This window comes from Vibrio sp. Vb0937 (assembly GCF_033338855.1).
Window position 1 is genome coordinate 1 of the sequence record NZ_JAWOTK010000185.1, and the last position, 1,432, is coordinate 1,432.

The 1,432-nt window shown below is 50.6% G+C and carries 1 protein-coding gene; it reads right to left on the bottom strand.

Annotated elements, in window-relative coordinates; genetic code table 11:
* Positions 1-1,432: flagellar hook-length control protein FliK (locus tag R7P67_RS24275; protein WP_318086246.1), on the bottom strand; the 1,432-nt coding region annotated here is incomplete at both ends.

Here is a 1,432-nt window from a genome sequence, read left to right on the forward strand (position 1 = left end):
GAGGCAACGTTTGTTCAATAATGTCACGCGCTTGTGGGTTGGTAACCGTAAAATGCACGTTGGCCAAATCGTTGTTCATCGTCATGCGAATTTGCATACGGCCAAGCTCTGGTGGGTCAAGTCGGATGTCGAGGTTCTTCAAGTTCTTCGACATCATCATTTGTACTTTTTCCGCCACTTGCTCATTAGCGAGTTCTTTTGTTAATTGCAGAGGCAGTTGCGCTTGCTGAGCGGCTTCCGCTCGGGTTTGCTGTTGAGCTGTTACACCTTGTTGCCCAGCGGCCGCTTGCAGCTGTCCTGCTAATCCGTATTGCGACTCTGGCTTATCTTGCTGGCTCGCCGTAGCTTTCAACGCACCTGCACTTAACGCGGCATTGTTCGCTTTGTGGCTCACTTCACCATTAGCAGCCATTTGAACTGCTGGGTTGAAATTATTCGCCACCAGCGCATCCGGCATTGGTGCGGACGCAAGTTTATCGGCATGTTGAGCCATTGGCGCTTGCGCAGCGGCGTGCTTCATCTCTTGCGCGTTTACGTATTGTGCTTGTTGCCCCATCGCGACTGTAGCGGCTGTTCGTTCACTGCCGTTTCGTACATTGTTATGCTGCGTTGTATTTTGCTCCGCAAGAATGGCTTTCACGTCCGTTGGCAGCGCAACCAACTGGGCTAGCTCTTGCTCAGGAATATCCGCGACGACGTCACCCGATCTCAAACCTTCAATGACATCGATTTCTTGTTCGCTCAGAGGTTTGCCTTGCGCCAACTTGGTATCAATGACTTCCAGCTCATCAATTGAAACCAGCTGAACCGCCTTACCTTCAAAGCCGACCGTCGCAGGGTCAAGTGACACCGAACCATCCAATGCACCTAAGGTGTTCGCCTGAGCTTGTTGCATTGCTGAAGTATCCATTACAGGAGACGCCGTCAGGTTTTGCCATTCGGTTGATTGAGATTGTAGCTTCTCAATATCAATCGGCTTCCCATTGGCATCTAAGATTGGTTCCAGTTGCTGCTCGGCCGCCAAATTCACTTGCTCAACAGAAGGCGTCGATTGCAACGCTACTAGCGCTTTTGCGTCATCTGTTTCGACCAGTTTCGACACTGGAGCAGAGAAAGAGGTTGCTTGCGTCGTCTGTAGAGGCAAACCCTTGCCGCTATCAACAAAAGAATCATTGGTTTGCAATGCTTGATTCGCTTGTTCAATACGACCGAGTAGTTGCTGACCTTCTCCCATCGCACTGGCCACCGCTATCTTATCTTGCGAGTCTGTGTTCTGAGCGCTTTGTTTTGAATCCAGCAGAGCCTCTGACTCCATTGGCGACAAAGCTTGCTTCGCTACGACGGGGTCTTTACCTTCTTCTTGAAGTGATTCCGAAGTTTGCTCGGATTCGTCAGCAACGGCTTTTACGCCTTCATGCTCTAGCAATGCATC